The 20875-nt window shown below is 46.0% G+C and carries 16 protein-coding genes; 7 read left to right on the forward strand and 9 right to left on the reverse strand.

Features of this window, described 5'->3' with window-relative positions; translation table 11 throughout:
* Positions 1-10: 10 nt before the first annotated feature.
* The 6 genes from cydA to aspS all read right to left on the reverse strand — a co-directional run bounded on the left by cydA (position 11) and on the right by aspS (position 7323).
* Positions 11-1597: a cytochrome ubiquinol oxidase subunit I gene (gene cydA / locus OO778_RS11130; protein ID WP_012841977.1), complete on the reverse strand. Its 1587-nt coding sequence runs from the start codon at positions 1595-1597 to the stop codon at positions 11-13.
* 461 nt (positions 1598-2058) lie between these two features.
* Positions 2059-3063, reverse strand: a complete 1005-nt coding sequence (gene ruvB / locus OO778_RS11135) for a Holliday junction branch migration DNA helicase RuvB (RefSeq protein ID WP_031780162.1) — start codon at positions 3061-3063, stop codon at positions 2059-2061.
* A 289-nt stretch (positions 3064-3352) separates the two neighbouring features.
* On the reverse strand, positions 3353-3964 hold the full coding sequence (gene ruvA / locus OO778_RS11140) for a Holliday junction branch migration protein RuvA (protein WP_012841979.1): 612 nt from the start codon (positions 3962-3964) through the stop codon (positions 3353-3355).
* Between the two features lie 67 nt (positions 3965-4031).
* Positions 4032-4553 (reverse strand): crossover junction endodeoxyribonuclease RuvC, encoded by a 522-nt coding sequence (gene ruvC / locus OO778_RS11145; RefSeq protein ID WP_012841980.1) that lies wholly within the window; start codon positions 4551-4553, stop codon positions 4032-4034.
* A gap of 102 nt (positions 4554-4655) precedes the next feature.
* Positions 4656-5402 carry a YebC/PmpR family DNA-binding transcriptional regulator gene (locus tag OO778_RS11150; RefSeq protein WP_047008558.1) on the reverse strand — a complete coding sequence of 249 codons (747 nt, stop codon included), beginning with the start codon at positions 5400-5402 and terminating at the stop codon, positions 4656-4658.
* Positions 5403-5544: 142 nt separating this feature from the next.
* Positions 5545-7323 carry an aspartate--tRNA ligase gene (aspS, locus tag OO778_RS11155; RefSeq protein ID WP_074191083.1) on the reverse strand — a complete coding sequence of 593 codons (1779 nt, stop codon included), beginning with the start codon at positions 7321-7323 and terminating at the stop codon, positions 5545-5547.
* Between the two features lie 273 nt (positions 7324-7596).
* Between aspS and OO778_RS11160 the strand changes: the two genes are divergently transcribed.
* From OO778_RS11160 to OO778_RS11190, 7 genes are all read left to right on the forward strand, one after another.
* The gene (locus OO778_RS11160) at positions 7597-8463 is read left to right on the forward strand and encodes a DUF72 domain-containing protein (protein WP_074191082.1); all 867 of its coding nucleotides are present in this window, start codon (positions 7597-7599) and stop codon (positions 8461-8463) included.
* A gap of 93 nt (positions 8464-8556) precedes the next feature.
* On the forward strand, positions 8557-9294 hold the full coding sequence (cmoA, locus tag OO778_RS11165) for a carboxy-S-adenosyl-L-methionine synthase CmoA (RefSeq protein ID WP_012841984.1): 738 nt from the start codon (positions 8557-8559) through the stop codon (positions 9292-9294).
* Positions 9295-9379: 85 nt separating this feature from the next.
* A complete protein-coding gene (gene cmoB / locus OO778_RS11170; RefSeq protein ID WP_012841985.1) occupies positions 9380-10351 on the forward strand; it encodes a tRNA 5-methoxyuridine(34)/uridine 5-oxyacetic acid(34) synthase CmoB in 972 nt (323 codons plus the stop codon).
* 276 nt (positions 10352-10627) lie between these two features.
* A complete protein-coding gene (locus OO778_RS11175; protein ID WP_012841986.1) occupies positions 10628-11374 on the forward strand; it encodes an ATP-dependent zinc protease in 747 nt (248 codons plus the stop codon).
* Between the two features lie 11 nt (positions 11375-11385).
* On the forward strand, positions 11386-12891 hold the full coding sequence (locus tag OO778_RS11180) for an inactive transglutaminase family protein (RefSeq protein ID WP_005390741.1): 1506 nt from the start codon (positions 11386-11388) through the stop codon (positions 12889-12891).
* A 3-nt stretch (positions 12892-12894) separates the two neighbouring features.
* Positions 12895-13863 carry an alpha-L-glutamate ligase-like protein gene (locus OO778_RS11185; protein ID WP_005390739.1) on the forward strand — a complete coding sequence of 323 codons (969 nt, stop codon included), beginning with the start codon at positions 12895-12897 and terminating at the stop codon, positions 13861-13863.
* 220 nt (positions 13864-14083) lie between these two features.
* Positions 14084-14236 (forward strand): hypothetical protein, encoded by a 153-nt coding sequence (locus tag OO778_RS11190; RefSeq protein ID WP_005390736.1) that lies wholly within the window; start codon positions 14084-14086, stop codon positions 14234-14236.
* Between the two features lie 127 nt (positions 14237-14363).
* Here OO778_RS11190 and mukB read toward each other — a convergent pair whose 3' ends face one another.
* From mukB to mukF, 3 genes are read right to left on the reverse strand one after another with little or no spacing between them, the layout of a single operon-like run.
* Complete coding sequence (mukB, locus tag OO778_RS11195) at positions 14364-18827, reverse strand: chromosome partition protein MukB (protein WP_264911386.1); 4464 nt, start codon at positions 18825-18827, stop codon at positions 14364-14366.
* 2 nt (positions 18828-18829) lie between these two features.
* Entirely contained in the window at positions 18830-19555 is a 726-nt protein-coding gene (gene mukE, locus OO778_RS11200; protein ID WP_006742118.1) for a chromosome partition protein MukE, read from the reverse strand.
* Entirely contained in the window at positions 19536-20873 is a 1338-nt protein-coding gene (gene mukF, locus OO778_RS11205) for a chromosome partition protein MukF (RefSeq protein ID WP_048626187.1), read from the reverse strand. Before mukF ends, mukE begins: the two co-directional genes overlap by 20 nt.
* Positions 20874-20875 lie beyond the last annotated feature (2 nt).

Below are 20875 nucleotides of genomic sequence, written 5' to 3' on the forward strand. Positions count from 1 at the left end.
TCTCCTTACCTTACGCTTCTACTTGGCGACTAACTTTGTCTTCAACAGAGTCAGCATTTTGCTCGAAGTGGTAGCGACCCGTTTTCAGGCTACTTGGGCCTTTACGAGCGAATTTCAACATTAGGTAAACTTCTGCAACCAGGAATACCGTGTATAGCGCCAGAATTGCGAATAGTGAAGTCCAGATTTCGCCAGCAGTTAGTGCAGAAGCTGCAACGTGCACTGGTAAAATTTCACCAACAGCCCATGGCTGACGACCGTACTCAGCGACGAACCAACCCGCTTCAATCGCAATCCACGGTAGTGGGATGCTGAATAGTGCAGCTTTAAGAATCCATTGTTTCTGTTCGATCTTCTGACGACACGTTTGAATAAATGCCGCACCGAAAACGAATAGCATGATGAAACCACAAGCAACCATGATACGGAATGACCAGAATAGCGGCCATACTGTTGGGATTGAGTCATCCGCAGCAGCTTGGATTTGCTCTTCTGTCGCATCAACAACATTGTCTGTGTAGCGTTTTAGAAGTAGACCGTAACCTAAGTCACCCTTCACTTCATCAAACGCAGTCATGTTTTCTTCTGACTTGTCACCTGCGCGAAGCTTCTCTAGAAGTTCATACGCGTACATACCGTCACGAATACGATCGACGTGCTCATCACGTAGGTCACGAAGACCTGTTACTTGCTCATCAAAAGAACGTGTCGCGATGATACCCATTACGTAAGGGATCTTGATTGCGTAATCTGTGTGCATGGTTTCTTGGTTAGGAACACCAAACAACGTAAACGCTGCTGGAGCTGGTTCTGTGTGCCACTCTGCTTCAATTGCAGCAAGCTTCACTTTTTGAACTTCACCAAGCTCGTAGCCAGATTCGTCACCAAGAACGATGGTAGATAAGATAGCTGCAATACCGAAAGATGCAGCGATAGCAAATGAACGACGAGCAAACGCAATGTCACGACCTTTTAATAGGTAGTATGAACTGATGCCTAGAATAAACATTGCGCCACAAGTGTAACCAGAAGCAACCGTATGCACGAACTTAACCTGAGCAACTGGGTTTAGTACAACTTCAGAGAAGCTTACCATTTCCATTCGCATGGTTTCGAAGTTGAAGTCCGCGCCTACTGGGTTTTGCATCCAGCCGTTTGCGATAAGAATCCAAAGTGCAGAGAAGTTAGAGCCCAGCGCCACAAGCCAAGTAACCGCTAAGTGTTGACGTTTAGATAGACGATCCCACCCGAAGAAGAATAGACCAACAAAAGTTGACTCCAGGAAGAATGCGACAAGGGCTTCGATCGCTAGCGGCGCACCGAAGATGTCACCTACATAGTGGGAGTAGTAAGACCAGTTCGTACCAAACTGGAATTCCATGGTAAGGCCTGTCGCCACACCAAGTGCAAAGTTAATACCGAATAGCTTACCCCAGAACTTGGTCATGTCCTTGTAGATTTGCTTGTTCGTCATTACGTACATCGATTCCATAATGGCCAGAAGGAAGGCCATACCAAGGGTCAATGGTACGAATAGGAAGTGATACATCGCTGTCAGTGCAAACTGCAACCGCGATAGATCAACTACGTCAATCATGGTAACTCCTATGTGTCGGCTGAATGACACTCTCTACATATTGCAATCCATATTCAAGTGTTATTTACACTTGAAAAATGTTGAATTATCACAACTCATTGTTGCAAAAATGTGCTTCATTGGTTAGTTAATTGTTAAGCATCAGCTAATATAGCTAGGGCTAATATTACTTGTAAAAACAGATTGTTTCAAAAGGTTTATAGCCGGAATGCGCTTTGATATACATCAATGTTTATGCGCGGAATTTGCACAAAAATCCATCACATTGATCCAGATCAACCAGTATTAGATACGGATGTTAAGAGAGAGTAATCAGGAGAGAAATTAACCAGTTGCGAGCAAACATAGAGTTAACAATCAATGCTTTTTACTTACTAAACTGGTATGAGAAGAAATTCAAAAAATGTGAGTTTGGTCAACTTTAATGAAGCGCTGGGCCGCAAAGGCCCAGCGCGGGAATCTTATTTTTCAATTCCGAAATGCAAATACGCACGATCTGTCGCGATTCTTCCACGTGGAGTGCGTTGTAAATAACCTTGCTGAATAAGATAAGGCTCAAGAACGTCTTCGATAGTATCCTTTTCTTCACCTATCGCTGCCGCCATGTTATCGAGTCCGACCGGACCACCACCAAATTTCTCCATAATTGCGAGTAGTAGTTTGCGGTCCATATAATCGAAACCTTCGGCGTCCACATCAAGCATATTCAGCGCTTTGTCGGCAACCTCTGCACAAATGTGACCATTTCCTTTCACTTCCGCATAATCGCGAACACGACGTAGTAGGCGGTTAGCAATACGTGGTGTGCCACGTGCACGTCTTGCCACTTCCAATGCACCTTCAGGTTCCATTGACAAACCTAAACAATCCGCGCTGCGCTGCACAATATCTTGGAGGTCTTTTATCTTATAAAACTCAAGGCGCTGAGTAATACCAAAGCGGTCGCGCAATGGTGACGTTAAAGAGCCCGCTCGGGTCGTCGCACCAATTAACGTAAATGGTGGTAAATCGATCTTAATAGAACGAGCGGCCGGACCTTCACCGATCATAATATCCAGTTGATAATCTTCCATCGCCGGATACAGAACCTCTTCAACCATCGGGCTCAAGCGGTGAATCTCATCGATGAACAACACATCGTTTTCTTCTAGGTTAGTTAACAGCGCGGCCAAATCCCCTGCTTTCTCAAGTACAGGGCCCGAAGTGGTGCGAATGTTCACTTCCATTTCATTGGCAACGATATTCGCAAGTGTGGTTTTACCCAAACCTGGAGGACCAAAAATCAAAAGGTGATCAAGAGCTTCACTACGTAACTGAGCAGCTTTAATGAAGATCTCCATTTGGTCACGGACATGATCCTGACCTTGGTAATCCGCTAATTTTTTTGGCCGAATAGCACGGTCAATGACATCTTCATCACGAAAGGCAGGGTTTTCTGGCGCGATTAAACGATCGGCTTCAATCATCTTTTTACCTTGAAAAATGGTTACCTGAGAGAATAATGCCGCTCGTTTAACAGCAAGTGGCATATTTTTTCTATATCTCGTCATCCTGTACAGCGACGAAGGAGCGTGATACAGGATCTTCTATCCGAGCGGTTTATGGTCAAATTGTTTCATTAACCGCTCAGCGTGCTGCTATTAGATTCCCAGTCTCGCTAGGCTCGCTGGAATGACACAAAAAATATCGTTAAGCGATTGGCATTAACCTTAGAGAATGAGTTATCTTGAACAAATGCTCACTGTGAAACCAGCGTTACACCATTGATTTTAGAGCTTCACGGATCATTTGCTCACTGCTCATGTCCGGTTTAGCGATCTGAGACACCACTTTCGACGCTTGAGTCGGCTTGTAACCCAAAGCTAGAAGCGCGCTAATTGCCTCTTCTTCCGCGTTGTTGGATGTCGCACCAGAATCCGCAGGAGCAGCATCCGTAAATGGTGTAAATAGATCGCCAGCGCCCCACCCTTTCAAGCGGTCTTTCATTTCAACAACCAATCGCTCTGCGGTTTTCTTGCCAACGCCTGGAAGCTTAACCAGCGTAGAAACGTCTTCATGTTCCACACAAGTAACAAATTGCGTTGCTGTCATACCAGAGAGAATACCAAGACCGAGTTTAGGACCAACGCCATTGGCTTTGATCACTTCACGGAAAAGTGCGCGTTCTTTTACTGTGTTGAAACCGTATAGCAATTGTGCATCTTCACGGACGACAAAGTGAGTATAAATAATGGCTTCTTCGCCAACATTTGGCAGCTCGTAAAAACAGCTCATTGGCATCTGGACTTCATAACCGATGCCATTAACTTCAATTAATACTTCAGGTGGTTGTTTTTCAATCAGTGTGCCACGAAGACGTCCAATCACTATAAATACTCTTTGGAAATGAATTTGCGACAGGATAATAAAGAACTGGATAGACATCCAGTTAATTTTATCGGTAGCGCCCTTTTCTGGCACTGGTTGCTTTGCCCGCTAAGGCAACGAGGGTTTTGTTCGTATTGGCATGACAAATCGCCACACCTAAAGCATCGGCTGCATCCGCTTGAGGCTTGGCGGGCAGTTTAAGCATTTGCTGAACCATATGTTGAACTTGCGCTTTGTCCGCACCACCAGTACCGACTACAGCTTGCTTAATAAGACGCGCGGCGTATTCGTATACCGGCAACTCTGCATTCACCGCAGCAACAATTGCGCTGCCACGAGCCTGGCCAAGCTTTAATGCTGAATCCGCATTTTTAGCCATAAACACTTGTTCAATCGCAAATACGTCCGGTTGAAACTGGGTAATGATTTCCGTGACGCCAGCGTAAATCTGCTTAAGACGGCCCGGAAGTTCTTTTTCTGAAGTACGAATACAGCCACTACCAAGGTATTGCAAATGACGTCCATTTTGACGAATGACCCCATAACCGGTAATGCGTGAACCTGGGTCAATGCCCAAAATAATTGACATGAATATTCCTAAAAATGAGGCCGAATACGGCCTCAATTTCTTATTATTACTTTTAGCTTACTTTCTAACTTCGGAGCGAATACCGCTCACTGCACATTGAGTTTACTCTAGAGAGGCCGCAACGTCGTCAGAGATGTCACCGTTGTGATAAACCTCCTGAACATCGTCCAAATCTTCTAAAGCGTCAATCAAACGAAGCAGTTTTGGCGCAGTGTCCACATCCAGTTCTGCTTTCGTTGAAGGGATAAGCGACACTTCGGCGTTCTCCGCCTCAAAACCTGCGGCATCAAGGGCATCTTTTACGAGTCCAAAATCGCTTGGTACGGTGTAAACATCAATCGAGCCATCTTCTGATGTTTCGATGTCATCAGCGCCACTTTCTAACGCCACTTCCATCACCGCATCTTCATCTAAACCTGGAGCATATGAGATCACGCCTTTCTTGTCGAAAAGATAGTTTACACTACCATCCGTACCCAGATTGCCTCCTGACTTCGAGAACGCATGGCGTACACCTGATACTGTGCGATTTCGGTTATCCGTCATACATTCGACCATGACCGCAGTGCCACCCGGACCATAACCTTCATAGATTACGGTTTCCATATTGTCGTCGCCTTCACCACCAGCACCTCGGCTGACAGCGCGGTTGACAGTGTCACGCGTCATGTTGTTAGACAACGCTTTATCAATTGCAGCTCGCAAACGTGGGTTATTTTCTGGCTCACCGCCTCCCTCTTTTGCAGCAACAACGATTTCACGGATTAATTTGGTAAAGATTTTGCCGCGCTTCGCATCTTGCGCTGCTTTACGGTGACGAATATTCGCCCATTTACTATGACCTGCCATAATTCACCTTTTAATGTATTTTGACGCTTAATAGCAAACATGAGCTAAAAAGCGTTGCTTGGGAAATTGCTTTGGAAGTTTCTTAGGTTTATTTAAACAAAAACTCCCGCAGTTGCGGGAGTTTTCTTCAAATGTTGTGCGCTTATTCTGCGTCTTTTTCTTTCGCTGCAGTCACTGCGATTGCTAGCTCTTCTAGCGCAGCTGGGTTAGCAATGCTTGGTGCGTCTGTTAGTAGACACGCCGCTGCTGTTGTTTTCGGGAATGCAATAACATCACGGATGTTCTCGGTACCACATAGCAGCATCACTAGACGGTCAAGACCGAATGCAAGACCAGCGTGTGGAGGCGTACCGAATTTCAGTGCATCAAGCAGGAAGCCAAACTTAAGCTGTTGCTCTTCAGGTGTGATGCCTAGAATATCAAATACGGCTTCTTGCATATCTGCGTTGTGGATACGAACAGAACCGCCGCCAACTTCGTAGCCATTTAGAACCATATCATAAGCGTTAGAGTTTGCCGCAGCTGGGTTCGCTTTTAGCTCTTCCGCAGTCACACCTAGAGGTGACGTGAATGGGTGGTGCATCGCGTGTAGGTTGCCTTCGTCATCTTCTTCGAACATTGGGAAGTCAACAACCCATAGTGGAGCCCATGCAGATTCGTCAGTTAGCTCTAGGTCTTTACCTAGTTTCAAACGTAGCGCACCCATTGCTTCTGCAACGATGCCCGCTTTATCAGCGCCAAATAGGATGATGTCACCAGATTCCGCTTGAGTGCGATCTAGGATAGCGTTGATCACATCTTCGTTTAGGAACTTAGCTACTGGAGATTGGATACCTTCCATGCCTGCTGCACGATCGTTAACCTTCATCCAAGCTAGACCTTTCGCACCGTAGATACCAACGAATTCACCGTAGCCATCAATTTGCTTACGAGTCAAAGATGCACCACCTGGAACGCGAATAACGGCAACGCGACCTTTCTCATCGTTTGCTGGGCCAGAGAATACTTTGAACTCAACGTCTTTCACTAGGTCAGCGACATCAACTAACTCTAACGGGTTACGTAGGTCTGGCTTGTCAGAACCGAAACGGCGAATCGCTTCGCTGAATGGCATTACTGGGAACTGACCTAGGTCTACGTTTAGTAGCTCTTGCCACATATCGCGAACCATGTTTTCCGTCACTTCACGTACTTGCTCAGCCGTCATGAATGACGTTTCGATATCGATTTGAGTGAATTCTGGTTGACGGTCAGCGCGTAAGTCTTCATCACGGAAACACTTAACGATTTGGTAGTAACGGTCAAAACCAGACATCATTAGAAGCTGTTTGAATAGCTGTGGAGACTGAGGAAGCGCGTAGAAGCTGCCTTTGTGAACACGGCTAGGTACTAGGTAGTCACGCGCGCCTTCTGGTGTCGCTTTCGTTAGTACTGGTGTTTCGATATCTAGGAAGCCGTTGTCGTCTAGGAAACGACGAACAAAGCTAGACGCTTTAGCACGTAGCTTGATGCGATCGCTCATTTCAGGACGACGTAGATCTAAGTAACGGTACTTCAGACGTTGCTCTTCAGAGTTCTTTTGGTTGAAATCTAGAGGCAAAACGTCACTGCGGTTGATGATTTCAAGACCTGTCGCAAGGATCTCAACTTCACCTGTTGCCATGTCTTTGTTTGCTTGGCTTTCTGGACGAACGCGTACTTCACCCGTTAGTTTGATACAGAATTCATTACGAAGTGTGTTAGCCACTTCATACGCATCCGCCATATCTGGATCAACAACTACCTGAACGATACCTTCGCGATCTCGCATATCAATAAAAATAAGACCGCCTAAATCACGACGACGGTTAACCCAGCCGCAAAGTTCTACAGTTTGTCCTGCAAGGGACTTGTTCAGGTGACCACAGTAATGGGTACGCATAATGAAATTCCCAATCTCTCAAATGTTGTTAACTACGCTCTGTCAGCCTCATTGCCAAGCAGAGTAAAGATTCAGTTATACGCTGAATGTCCACGAAAATCGACTACTCAACATACAATTACGTGTGTTTTATCATTCACTGGTGCTTTTTAGTACAACAAATGTTCAAAAGCGCACCAAAGCGAAAAAATTGGTGGGGATTATAGCGTGAAATTACCTATTTCAGCAAAACTCTCGTAAAGTATTCACACGAGTAGCAAGCAGTAAAGAATAATGGATAACTTACCTCTTCGACTTGGATTGACGATGTGGTCGCACAATCAATGGCAACAAAGCTTTTACGGCAGCGGGACAAAGCCCGCTGAACGTTTAGAAAAGTATGCACAGGTGTTCCATACCGTGGAAGGCAACACGACATTTTATGCCACGCCGACGCTCAACACGGTGCAAAACTGGAGAGCAGCAACCCACGATGATTTTCGCTTTACTTTCAAACTTCCTAAAGCCATCACTCATGAGCAAATGCTAAGAGGTTGCAGCGAACAGCTGAGAGACTTCATGAAAGTCATGGAGCCGTTGCATGACCGTGTGGGGCAATGGACAATTCAATTGCCAGCGGCATTTGGTCCTGAGCACCTTGATCGACTGAAAAAGTTCTGTGCGAGCTTTCCACCTAACTTCCCTCTTGGTGTTGAGGTTCGTCATATGGCATTTTTCTCCAAAGGTGAAGAAGAGCGAGCGCTTAACCAATGGTTAGTAGAAAATAACATTGACCGCATTATTATGGATAGCCGCCCTGTCTTTGCCGCTAAGCCAGACAATGAAGCGATCATTGATGCGCAAATGAAAAAACCAAGAGTACCAGTCCACGCCATTGCTACCGCTTCACACCCTTTGATTCGCTTTATTGGTCATCCAGAAGAACAGCAAAATTACGAGTTTTTTACACCATGGCTCAGCAAGTTGCCGCAATGGATTGCAGAAGGTAAACAGCCGTATGTCATGATCCATACTGCGGACAATATAATTGCGCCGGAGTTGGCAGCCAATCTGTATAAAGACATACAAAAGCGTATAACACTTCCTGACTTGGCCTCTTTCCCGGCTAACGATGGCAACTCGCAGTTGCAGATGTTCTAACGCAACACATGACAGAGGCGCGAAATTCCCATAAAATACGCGCCTTTTTTGGTGCCTGACGTTTTCAGGCGGCTTGTATGCAGAGACTTAGTTATGAACCCTAAGAGCAATCCAGATACTATTTTTTCGGCTCCAATCGATAAAATTGGGGATTTCACGTTCGATGAACGCGTAGCGGAAGTATTTCCTGACATGATTCAACGATCGGTACCGGGTTACAGCAATATTATTTCTGCAATCGGTATGCTGGCAGAGCGTTTTGTAAAGCCCCACTCAAACATCTATGACCTTGGCTGTTCTTTGGGTGCTGCAACATTGTCTATGCGTCGCCATATCAAACAAGAAGGTTGCCAAATCATCGCAGTGGACAACTCTCCTGCGATGGTGGAGCGTTGTAAACTTCACGTCAACGCGTACCGAAGCGATACTCCTGTAGATGTGGTTGAAGCGGATATTCGTAATATCGATATTGAAAACGCATCAGTTGTCGTACTGAACTTTACTCTGCAATTTCTTTCTCCAGACGATCGTTACGCCCTACTTGAACGAATCTATGCAGGTCTACGTCCAGGCGGAATTTTGATTTTGTCGGAGAAATTCGTCTTCGAAGATGAAGTGTCAAACGAGCTATTAATTGACCTTCACCACGACTTTAAACGTGCAAATGGTTATAGCGAACTAGAAATCAGCCAAAAGCGCAGCGCGATAGAAAACGTAATGCGCCCAGATTCAAAGAAAGAGCATAAAGAGCGTTTCGCTAAAATTGGCTTTTCTAGCTACGATGTTTGGTTCCAATGCTTTAACTTTGGCTCTATGTTCGCAATTAAATAAACCGTGCATACAAAGGCCCTGAATCACGCCACTTTAGGCTGTTATTTAATAATTTTAATACCATCAACTCAGCGATTAACTAACTATGTTTAACTTTGCAAACTTCTACCAATTGATTGCCCAAGACACACGTCTTCAACCTTGGCTCAATGTGCTACCACAACAGCTAACGGATTGGCAAAATGCAGAGCACGGTGACTTTGGTCGCTGGTTGAAAGCACTGAACAAGATTCCAGAAGGCTCACCGGATCAAATTGACATCAAGAATTCAGTGACCATCAGCAACGACACTCCTTTCCATGAAGGTGAGCTGAAGAAATTAGAGAACTTACTTCGTACATTCCATCCGTGGCGCAAAGGGCCATACCACGTACACGGCATTCATATTGATACTGAGTGGCGCAGTGATTGGAAATGGGACCGCGTGCTTCCGCATATTTCTCCATTAAAGAACCGCAGCGTACTCGATGTTGGTTGTGGTAACGGCTACCACATGTGGCGTATGCTGGGTGAAGGTGCACGCTTAACCGTCGGTATCGATCCATCTCACCTGTTCCTAATTCAGTTCGAAGCAATTCGTAAACTCATGGGCGATGACCAACGCGCGCACCTACTGCCGTTGGGTATTGAACAACTACCTAAGTTAGAAGCGTTCGACACGGTATTCAGCATGGGCGTGCTTTACCACCGTCGCTCTCCACTGGATCACTTGGTGCAGCTAAAAGATCAATTAGTGTCTGGTGGTGAACTCGTACTAGAAACACTAGTGATTGAAGGTGATGAGAATTCAGTGTTGGTTCCAACTTCTCGTTACGCACAAATGCGCAATGTCTATTTCTTCCCTTCAGCAAAAGCACTGAAAGTATGGTTAGAGTTGGTAGGATTTGAAGATGTGCGCATCGTTGATGAAAACGTCACTTCGGTTGATGAACAACGTACCACAGATTGGATGACGCATAACTCTCTACCAGACTATCTAGATCCGAACGACCCAAGCAAGACTGTAGAAGGTTACCCTGCCCCTCGCCGCGCGGTTCTTGTCGCTCGCAAACCATAATTCGCTGAGATTCCTGACATTGTCTTAACTCATTTTACGAGTTAAGACATTACCCTCTTTCCTCGTACTGAGCGTGTTTGTTTTTCGAGTCCATTTGTTACATCAAAACATAAGCACGCTCTAAATAAGGATGCGCTTTTATGTCCTTGATTTTTAGCTTTTCATCACTATTCCTCAAACAATAAGTAATAGAGAAACATTCTTACTTGTGAGGCTTTATCGATATGAGCTAAACTCCTAAAAAATAAACAACTTAATCCAATCCCAAGGTTTTCAATGTTATTACGATTGACCCCGATTGTTGCCATCGCCTTACTATCTGGATGCTCACTAACCAAAGGCGAACAGTACCACCAAGAAACGTTAGCGGCTATTCAAACTTCAGAAGCGAATGTCAATAATCGCATTACTAACTTAGAGCTTCAGCTCAGCAACCAATCGGACTATATCGACAGCCTTGAAGAACAAGTCGATAAACTACAGGTTGAACTTCTGACATTTCGTGATGAAGCAATGGCAGAAGTGAAAAAGCCAAAAGAGCCGATTATTGTCCAATCTCCTGCTCCTGTGGAACCAACACCAACTCATGATATTGTCCTTGGCTCAATTGAAAAGGTCACTATCGACTCCATTAAGCAGACTTTTGATGCACGTGTCGACACCGGTGCCGCAACCTCATCTTTAAATGCAGTTGATATTGAAGAGTTCGAAAGAAACGGCAAAAACTGGGTTCGATTCCACCTGGCAGATACCAGTAAATCTGAAGAAGAAAAAAATACTTGGATCGAAGCGCCAGTCATTCGTTACGTAAAAATTCGCCAAGTTACCAGTGAAGAACTAGAACGTCGCGCTGTAGTCGAACTTTGGGTGCGCGTTGGAAAAATTCATGAAAAAGCGCAATTTACGTTGGCAGATCGCTCGCATATGAACCATCCTATTTTACTGGGTAGAGAATTTATGCGCGACATCGCACTTGTCGATGTAAGTCGTACCTATATCCAAACGGACGAAGATAAAAAATAATAAGGTAGATTATGACGTCAAAAATACCGTTTTACCTTTCAATCATCTTATTGGTGATTGCGGGCATTGCTTTGAGTGTTTTCAGACATGAAAACTACGGCGTGCCTTGGACACCAGGCGAAACTCGTCAGGTATGGGATGTAGAGGCACGTATTGAGTTCAATGCTAACGGCAATGAAGTCAAAGCTTCACTCGCAGCACCTCATACACAAAGTGGTTATACGCTTATCGGTGAATCCGCTTCCTCTTCTGGTTATGGCGTTTCCTACATTAATTCTGATTCTGGACGTCGTGCCGAGTGGTCAATTCGTCAGGCCAAAGGTCCTCAAACCATTTACTACAAAGCGCAGTTCTTAGTGGACCCTCAGGCTAAAGTTACGCCTCTACCACCAACTGAAGACATTACGCCACCAACGCTATCAGCGCCACAAGCTGCGGCGGCAAATGCCCTTGTTGAGCGTGCGATGAGTCGTTCTGCCGACAATGTGACCTTTACTCGTGAACTCATCAAAGCGCTTAATGACCCAGACAGTCAAAATTCATCGCTACTACTAAATGACTTCAGCCGTACTGATGCACTACATAATATTTTGCTTACCGCAGGTATACAGAGCAAAACAGTTGGTGTTATCGAACTAGAAGATGGCCGTCGACGCCAAACCATTCAACCAATGGTTCAGGTTTGGTCAGGTAAAGATTGGGTACTGTTCTCACCAAATTCCGAACAGAAAGCCGTGAAACCAAACTTATTAGTTTGGGATGAGTCGAATGTATCCCTGCTTGATCTTGTTGGTGGTAAAAATAGCCAAGTTCATTTCTCAATGATCAAACAAGAAATGACTCCACAGCAAGCGACGAACAACAAGATAGAAGCTGATGGGCTGCTGAATATTTCAATTCATAGCTTGCCTCTTGAAGAACAAGCGATGTTTAAGACCATCATGCTGATCCCTATCGGTGCCCTTATCGTGGTGTTCTTGCGTGTGATTATCGGTCTAAAAACATCCGGTACTTTCATGCCAGTACTGATTGCTGTTGCGTTTGTTCAAACCCAGCTATTAACGGGTATTGTCGGTTTCTTACTGATCGTTGGCACAGGCTTGATTATTCGAAGTTACTTATCGAGGTTGAACTTACTGCTTGTAGCACGGATATCAGCGGTCATTATTACCGTTATTATGATCATTTCGGTGTTCACAGTTGTCGCATTTAAGATGGGCTTAACGGAAGGCTTAACAATTACGTTCTTCCCAATGATCATCTTGTCTTGGACAATTGAACGTATGTCTATCCTATGGGAAGAAGAAGGCGCGAAAGAAGTCGCTCTGCAAGGTGGGGGCTCACTGCTCACCGCAGTATTGGTTTACTTAGCGATGACGAACTCTTACATTCAGCACCTAACCTTTAATTTCATTGGTCTACAGTTGATTGTTCTGGCCGGTATTCTATTGCTAGGTACTTACACAGGTTACCGTCTAACTGAGTTACGTCGTTTCAAACCACTAGCGGAGGACTAAACGATGTTCGAAAGTTTTACTTCGCCAGCTAAGCTTCGCCATAAAGGCATTATGGGAATGAACAAACGTAACCACAGTTATATCGGCCGTTACAATGATCGTTCTAAATACCCATTAGTTGATGACAAGCTCAAGACTAAAATTATTGCGCAGGCAGCAGGGGCGACAGTCCCTGCCCTGATCGGCGTTATTCATAACCAAGCAGAAGTAAAGACCATCCATAAGATGGTGCAAGATTGGCCTGGTTTTGTTATCAAGCCCGCTCAAGGTAGTGGTGGTAAGGGTATTTTGGTTATTACCTCGCATAAAGATGGGGTCTATACCAAACCTTCCGGCTCTACAATTGGTAAGGACGAAGTTGAACGTCATATCAGTAATGCGCTTGCAGGCCTTTTCTCTCTTGGTGGTAAAAACGACGTCGCAGTCGTTGAGAACCTGATTAAGTTTGATGATTGTTTCGATGGCTTCAGTTATGAAGGCGTGCCTGATGTTCGAATCATCGTATTTAAAGGCTACCCTGTTATGGCAATGATGCGCTGTTCTACGGCGGCGTCGGACGGTAAAGCAAACCTCCACCAAGGCGCTGTGGGCGTGGGCATTGATATCGCCACAGGTAAAGCAATCCGAGCGGTGCAATTCGACCATCCAGTCACCCACCATCCGGATACCGGCAAAGACCTTTCTACCCTCCAAGTCCCGCACTGGGAGCGCTTGCTTGAGCTTGCGTCTAGTGCGTGGGAGATGACAGGGTTGGGATACATGGGCACTGATATGGTGTTAGATAAAGAGGAAGGGCCTATGGTTTTAGAGCTCAACGCTCGTCCTGGCTTAGCAATCCAAATCGCTAATGGTGCAGGCTTGCTTCCTCGTTTGAAACACATAGAGAGCCTCGGCACACCTGCCGAGTATCCAAAGCCGATTGAACGTGTCGCCTACGCAGCAGAGCAGTTTGGGGTAAAACCGCAGTTCTAATCGCCAATCATAATATCATTCGCCAGTAATTGTTCGGATTGCTGGCGTTTTTTGTTTCCGTTTCCAAAACCGTCTACCTACTCATCTTATTAAACAAACCTATCTCACCTATAACTTGAATCAATGATCGAGCTAACAGAATCAACATAGATCGTTTCTTTTCTCCTTTAACTTTTGAGTATGATGAGGTCTCCCCTTACTCAACTTGAGAGGTTGAGAAATGCTAACAAAAGAAACAGATAACGATGAACCAGAGCTTGAAGAACAAGAGAGCTTAGACCAGCATTTACAACGCTTGTCTGAGCTTTCTGTCCAAGCACTTGAAGAGCTTGCTGAAATGATCGATATCAGAGACGATATTTCAGAGGAATAGAACTTAGCCTCCCCGCTAAGTTCTATTAATAAGCCGAGACTGTCGTCCTACAGTCTCGGCTTATTTTATACGCTAACAAATACAAAAACGCCCGCAATAAATGCGGGCGTTTTGCTAGATTCGAAGTTTACGATTCAAACTCTTCGATCATCTCTTGCGCTTCGGTCTTAGGCTTATCCGTTTGACCAAAACCACGTAGACCAACTACGTGTACGTGCTCATGGTCTTTAAACACCTTACGCACCAACTTGTAGGTAGTACCTTTCTCTGGGCTGATGTTTTCTGGTGCCGCAATAAGAAGCTGCATATCCAGACGGTCACACAATTCGAACAATGTCGCGATCGATTTCGCATCCAGACGCGCTGCTTCATCCAAGAAGAGCAAACGACAAGGCACAATGTCTTTGCTGCGTAGACGACGAGATTCTTCTTCCCAGCTTTGAACAACCATCAGAAGGATTGACTGACCGGTACCGATCGCTTCACCTGTTGATAGCGCGCCAGACTCGGCCTGTAGCCAACCATCTGTACCACGGTTCACTTCTACACTTAGCTCTAGGTAGTTACGGTAATCCAGTAGCTCTTCACCCAGAACCTGAGGAGAACGTTGCCCCATATCGATATGGGGGTTCACACGTTGGAACAGTTTCGCCATCGCTTCTGAGAAGGTAAAACGAGTCGATTCAAACAGGTCTTTATGCTGCTCTTGTTGTGTCGCTAGACCGTTCAGTAGCACTTCGTGACTTTCGCGAATTTTCACGTTTAGACGTACGCCCTTCACCTGACCGAACGAGATATTCGACAAACCTTGGTTCAGCATACGAATACGGTTTTGCTCACGCTGAATCGTCTTCTTGATGATACTCGCTACCGACTCAGAGCTGATCGCTAGGCGGTTTTCACGTTGCGTTAGCTCTTCCGTTAGACGCGCCAGTTCCACTTCCATCTCTTCAATCGCTTCCACTGGATCATCAGTACGGATGATATCCTGACGAATACGCTCACGAAGATGTTGGTATACAGCAATGTAGAACAGAACTTTACGCTCTGGACGTGCATTGTCTTCTGATAGACGCAGCGCATCACGCAAGTCGTCATTGTTCGCAACCGCTAAACGCAGCGCACCCAATGATTTATCCGACATCGAACGCAATTCATCCGCCGACATGTAAGCCAGTTCGCGCTTGTGTAGACGACGCTCAACATCGTTTTCACGCGCTAAGCGAAGTACTGAACACCAACCCGCTTTCGCTGCAACGACAAATTTGCGCAGCTCTGCGTATTCTTTCTGCACTTTCTTCAGACGTTTCGCTAAGCCTTTCATCTCAAGCTCGGTCGACGTTATCGTGCGCTCGTATTCACTCTTACGACTACGTGAAGTATGTAAGCGTTCGTGCAGCTCGTCACGACGGCGCATTGCACGCTCTTCCGCACCTTCGTCGGCATTTACGCCATACTCTTGCAGCTCTTGTTTGAACTCTTGTACGGTTTCTTGCTTAGCTTGATGCGAACTCTTCAAAGACGCCAATACTTGGTTGTATTGGTTCATTTGTCCTTGTGCTTGCTTCAACTCTTCACGAGAACGAGTACGAGTCTGTTCAGCTTGAACCAACTTCGCTTTTAGCTGCTCACTCAGTTCGCTACTTTTGTTCAGAAGATCAACCGAGTCTGAGTAAGCGAAGTAGTGACGACGTTCAACCAGATCCGAGAGTGCAAAGATTTGCTTCTTAAGATCTTGTAACTGTTCATCTGCTGCTTTGTATTCTGCTTCTAGTGCATCGAATTGCTCTGGGTCAGCATCAAGCGCAGACGCAATATTCTCTAGTTGCGCGACGGCTTTTGCATGATTGTTTAAGAAGTTTTTCGCCTCTGCAAGCTGAGCGATTTTCTCTTCTAGCTCATCAAAACGCGCTTGCAATGATTCATCTTCAACAAGCACCATGTGTGATGCTAGCTTGTCCAGAGAAGACAGTGCTTGCTTACTAGTTTGAAGCTGAGAGCGTTGCTGCTGCTCTTTTGCATCCAGATCCGCCAGCACGCGAGCGATTTGGTTACGCTTATCACGAATGGTTGCCAGTGCTTGTTCTGGATCGGCGTCAAAAGCAACCTGAATGTGGTTAGACACAAATTGGTTAAACGCTTGGTATAAGCGCTGCATTTTCTGAGAATCAAACGCCGCTTTTGCGTGTTTCTCTACCACTTCTTCTCGTTCGTTACGCAGCAACTCTAGACGCTGCTCACGTGCTGCACGACCAAACAATGGGATCTCAGGCAAGCGAGAGTAACGCATTTGGCGATCGTTCATGCGAACACAAACCGCGCCTTCTAGCTCTTCTGCATCGAACGAGCTGTCATCAAAGGCATCGATGTCGCCTTCAATGATGTACAAGTCTTCTGGACAGTCGTCTAGCTCTACCAGTTTCTCTTCGATACCTGACAGGTCAGAAACAACGATAGCGTGACGAGCCGGACCGTACATCGCACTGAAGTAAGGCGCGTCATCAATCGTGATGTCATCGTAGATCTCAGACAGTAATACACCGCCTAAAGTATCAGCCAAACCTTTCAGGCGAGGGTCGTTTGAACCACCAGGAGAAGCAAGACGTTCAATCTCAGTGTCAAGCTGACTGCGATGCTCAGCAAGTTTATCTTTAGCTAAGGACAGCGCCCTTTCTTGCTCAAGAACAACCTGCATGTGGTTCATTACCGCATGGCGATCCTCAAGGTCTGCCCCGCTCTGCTCTCTCAGTTTCTCTAGCGCATCATTAGCCGCAATCCAAGCTGGCGCTATCGCTTCAAACTTACTGATTTCTGCCGCCGCGTTTTGCTCTAGACGGCGCTGTTCACCACGCTGATCACGAACTTCCTCTTGAGCTATCTCTAGTGATTCGATTTGCATCGCATGACGTTCACGTTCTTGTTCAAACGTAACTTCATCGGTTAGCTCGACGTGATATTGCTTTTTGTATTCAGCAACCAGTTCACGTGCTTGACGCTGCTGGTTAAGGCTGCGTTCGAGATCACGGTGTTGTGCTCGCCATTGCTGTTCGTTTTGTGCAATTTGCTGTGATTCTCGAGCTTTAGCGATTGCCGATTTTGCGTGCTCAGAGGCTTCTTTGCGCTCAACAGGGCCAACGATGCTCTGTACAAGCTTCAATGCAGTATCAAACTGCTCTGCCGCAGCTGATGACATATCGAGCTTATGTTTCACAGACAACAACGTATTGGTATTTTCTGACTCTTTGTTTTTAAGCTCCGCCACTAACGCTTGTGCGGATTCTGCCGTTAGGCTGTCATCGCCAAGTAGCTGCTTCGCTTTCTCCAGCGCTTGAACGGCTTGTTGGTATTGAAGCGCGCGAGTTTGCTGAACGTCAAGAGCTTGCTGGTAATCAGCAAGTTGCGTCTTAAGGCTGTCCACCTCTTCTTCTGCAACGGTCGCTTGCTCTTCAGCCATCATCACGCGTTCTTGCGCTTCTTCCACTACCATCATTTGTTCTTCAAGACGCTCGCTCAGCTCTTCAAGATCTTCTTGGTAACGTTCGATCTTCTCTTGCTGACGCAGCGCGTTTTGCACCAGTTGCAAGTGATCCGAAGCCGCTTGGTAGTCTTGCTCTAAAGAAGATTCTGATTCGATCAGCAGTTCCAGCTCTTCTTGAACGCGGTTAAGCAGGTTGTTTTGCTCAATCAAGGTCTCGCGAGAACCAAATAACTCTGAACGCAAAGACAGTGTCTGTTCTAGTTTTTTACGACGCTCGTTGGCATGGCGCATATAGTCCGCTGCCACGTAGTTGGTCGACTCTGTAATCAAGTGTTTGAACAAGTCACGGTCTGCTTGCGTAGTTTTGATCGCTTCTAGCGTCATGCGGTTTTCACGCAGCGCCGATTCCATATCTTGGAACGCTTTCTTCACACCACCGTTTTGTGGCAGAAGGTAGTCACGTAGCGAGCGCGTAATCGCACTTGAAATACCACCGTAAAGCGATGCTTCGATCAGACGGTAGAATTTAGAGCGGTCACCAGAGTTGCGCAGTTTCTTCGGAATAACACCGAATTCAAACATCTGCGCATGGTAATCAACAATAGAAGAGAAGGCTTTGAATTGAACACCTTCAAATTCCGCGATCGATTCTTTTACTTCGTTGATTTGACGTACACGAGCTTGAGTCGCAGATACGCTTTCAACCAAAATATCTGTTGGTTTTACATGGCTTGGAAGGCCTTGAATAACAAACGGTTTGATGTCTACTTTCTTATCACGACCCGCAACTTGCTGCAGTTTTACTGCAAACAATAGGCGTTGGTTACGTGAGTTCACCACATCTAGCGCCGCATAACATGCGCCCGGCTGCAGCTTACCGTATAAACCTTTATCGCGAGACGATTGGCTGCTGCCCGCTTCTGTCGTGTTACGGAAGTGCAGTAGCGTTTGGTCAGGAATCAATGCGGTGATGAACGCCGCCATTGTGGTTGATTTACCTGCACCGTTACCACCTGATAGTGTGGTGACCAGACCATCGATGTCAAACGTACGGGCAAAGAAGCCGTTCCAGTTGACCATGGTCAGCGATTGGTATTTACCGCGTTCAATCATGCTCATGCTTCACCCTCTTCTGTTGTTTCTTCTTGGGCTTGGTCGTCTTGATCTTCTTCAGACAATAGGCTGCCTTGGCTTGGCTCCTTGGTGTGCACTACCGCTTCACCATCACGGATCAGACGTAGCTGCGCTTCACGCATATCATCGCCAATACGTACATCGGCACCAAAGCGGAATACAGCTTCACTGATGCTGAATTTACCGGTCTCACCAATGTTGATGATCATGCCTAGGCGGCGTAGACGACGAAGTGACGTGCGTACTTTTTCAAACAGCTTTTCTTTATCAAGGTCAGAACCGGTAGCACGGTTGGTCACCAGCTTCATCAGCTTGTTTTCATCTGCTAGTGCAAGCAGTTCGTCGTACAGCTCTTGGTTAGTGAAGATACCTTCGTGCGCAAGACGCTCTGGGCTTAGGTAAAGGAAACACAGTACCTTACCCACCAGCATATCCAGCTCAGAAAGCACACTGCGGCCAATCAGAGACGTTGAACGAGGACGAAGGTAGAAGAAACCTTCTGGCGCTTTCACCAATTCGGTGTTGTAGCGTTGGTAGAAAGAAGAAAGCTCAAGTTCGAAATCTGACAGCAACGCGTGGTTGTCCAGATCTTCACTTGAGATATGACGCCCTGCTCGAAGCATGCTGTCTAGCGCTGGGAACAGAGGGTTAGAAATTGCTTTTGCCAGTTTATCTGACATGTATTCATTAGTATCGGTCGATGACATTCGCTTGTACCTTTGCCCCAAATTCGTTGATTGCTTTCCAGTCCGGTTGAATCGCTTGGTAATCCGATTCTGAATACCCCAGACGTACGGCTTGATCAACGATAATGCGAGCTAAATCAAAATGATGAGTGTAAGGATGCTGTGCAAGGTAATCTCGCAATACCACACTCAAGTCGATTGGCGTGCCTTGATCTTTATGCGCTTTTAGCATGTCACCAATTCGTTCAGACAACTCATCATTGACTTGTTGAAATTCTTCATACTCTACTTCCATCGGAACTTGGCCGGTCACTTCGTCATCACGTAGCACCAACGCCTCGTCACGAAGGTCAGAAAGCCTTTCCGCATCTGCATAAGTCAGATACCAAGGCGCATCGAAGTAATCTTTGACGGATTGACGTAGACGCGAGCTAAACGCACGGTTCTTATCCATATCAATTGCAGTACGGATGAACTTGTGCACATGTCGGTCGTAACCAATCCAAAGGTCAATCGCTTGCTGGCCCCAGCTTGTGATTCGATCCAGCTTCATTTGCAGACCAAACAAAGCTTCTTCGATGAACTCCAGCTCAGGATCGCCGTACACAATTTCTTGAATATCTAGGATCTGAGTTTGCAGTTCATCACTGGCGGCTTGCAGCGTATCTTGAAGTTCACGCAACGTGCTTGATGTTTCTGATAGGAGCGCTTCACAGTTGTTGATCGCTTCACGCCAGTCTTTATTTAGCAGGTCGGCAATTTGTTGTTTTACAGATTGCTGCTGCTCATCCATAACACGCTGGTTAAGATCGATTTGATCGAAGATTTCGCCTACAGAATATTTTAAAACTCCGTATACGTTTTTCTTCCAGTGGCCCGGTGTGCCACCTTTTTGTGCTGCCTCAATCGCTTTCGCCATTTCATCTGCCACCATAGACAGTTGAATAGAAAGGCGCAGTTTCGAGAACTCACGATGACGCACGTAGTAATCGGTAATTCCTATCGCTAAAGGCGACAAGCGGTAAATACTCGCTCCGTCAGTAATCTCACTGACAAAACGGCTAATAAGGCGCTGCTTGACCATCTCGTTGATGGCGTTGTTCGCACGAAAAGCGGATGCTTCGCCAGTCTCATCAAATAATCGAGTGACGATGGCAAACGCATCATGCAATTCACCTTCACCCAATTCTTCATCGAACCTTTCATTACTCAGTACGGCAATGGCTATCAAGAATGCCAATCGCTCTGTGGTCAGGTTCAACGAGAAATCGTGCTGCTTAACCCAGCCAACCAACTCATCGATTGGTTGCTCTGCAGCATTGAGAGTCATCTCACTCATTG

Source organism: Vibrio sp. STUT-A16 (genome assembly GCF_026000495.1).
GTDB lineage: Bacteria > Pseudomonadota > Gammaproteobacteria > Enterobacterales > Vibrionaceae > Vibrio > Vibrio diabolicus.

Bases quoted from the DNA above. Each gene is read 5' to 3' on its own strand.
- mukB (WP_264911386.1), bottom strand. From the start codon at position 18,827: ATGATTGAACGCGGTAAATACCAATCGCTGACCATGGTCAACTGGAAC.
- ruvC (WP_012841980.1), bottom strand. From the start codon at position 4,553: ATGTCAATTATTTTGGGCATTGACCCAGGTTCACGCATTACCGGTTAT.
- OO778_RS11190 (WP_005390736.1), top strand. From the start codon at position 14,084: ATGCTAACAAAAGAAACAGATAACGATGAACCAGAGCTTGAAGAACAA.
- ruvB (WP_031780162.1), bottom strand. From the start codon at position 3,063: ATGATTGAAGCCGATCGTTTAATCGCGCCAGAAAACCCTGCCTTTCGT.
- cydA (WP_012841977.1), bottom strand. From the start codon at position 1,597: ATGATTGACGTAGTTGATCTATCGCGGTTGCAGTTTGCACTGACAGCG.
- mukF (WP_048626187.1), bottom strand. From the start codon at position 20,873: ATGAGTGAGATGACTCTCAATGCTGCAGAGCAACCAATCGATGAGTTG.
- OO778_RS11185 (WP_005390739.1), top strand. From the start codon at position 12,895: ATGTTCGAAAGTTTTACTTCGCCAGCTAAGCTTCGCCATAAAGGCATT.
- mukE (WP_006742118.1), bottom strand. From the start codon at position 19,555: ATGTCATCGACCGATACTAATGAATACATGTCAGATAAACTGGCAAAA.
- OO778_RS11150 (WP_047008558.1), bottom strand. From the start codon at position 5,402: ATGGCAGGTCATAGTAAATGGGCGAATATTCGTCACCGTAAAGCAGCG.
- OO778_RS11175 (WP_012841986.1), top strand. From the start codon at position 10,628: ATGTTATTACGATTGACCCCGATTGTTGCCATCGCCTTACTATCTGGA.
- aspS (WP_074191083.1), bottom strand. From the start codon at position 7,323: ATGCGTACCCATTACTGTGGTCACCTGAACAAGTCCCTTGCAGGACAA.
- cmoB (WP_012841985.1), top strand. From the start codon at position 9,380: ATGTTTAACTTTGCAAACTTCTACCAATTGATTGCCCAAGACACACGT.
- OO778_RS11180 (WP_005390741.1), top strand. From the start codon at position 11,386: ATGACGTCAAAAATACCGTTTTACCTTTCAATCATCTTATTGGTGATT.
- cmoA (WP_012841984.1), top strand. From the start codon at position 8,557: ATGAACCCTAAGAGCAATCCAGATACTATTTTTTCGGCTCCAATCGAT.
- OO778_RS11160 (WP_074191082.1), top strand. From the start codon at position 7,597: ATGGATAACTTACCTCTTCGACTTGGATTGACGATGTGGTCGCACAAT.